At 50.8% G+C, this 246-nt stretch carries 1 protein-coding gene; it reads left to right on the plus strand.

Going from position 1 to position 246, the window contains the following annotated elements:
- Nucleotides 1-246, plus strand: a 246-nt coding sequence (locus F1735_RS35205; protein ID WP_167241667.1) for a hypothetical protein, incomplete at both ends; no start/stop codon positions are given.

Raw genomic sequence — 246 nt, forward strand, 5'->3', positions numbered from 1 at the left:
TTTGTCACCAATGATTGGTGGTTCGAGCAAAGCGGGGTGCGCCAACCGATATTTAACGAAGAGTCGACCATTCCGGTCGGCAATCACTCCATGTACAAGCTTACCGATACGATGACCCTGGCTGACGTCATGGCGCGGTTTGACAAAACGTTCAGTATCGAAGACTTGAACGCGCTGTTGAAGACGAGTTCGAACCGGGCCGAGAGCAGTCTGGAAAATGTACTCGATGCATTGCGCAAAATTCTG

The organism is Massilia genomosp. 1 (assembly GCF_011682185.1).
Lineage (GTDB): Bacteria > Pseudomonadota > Gammaproteobacteria > Burkholderiales > Burkholderiaceae_D > Telluria_A > Telluria_A rubra.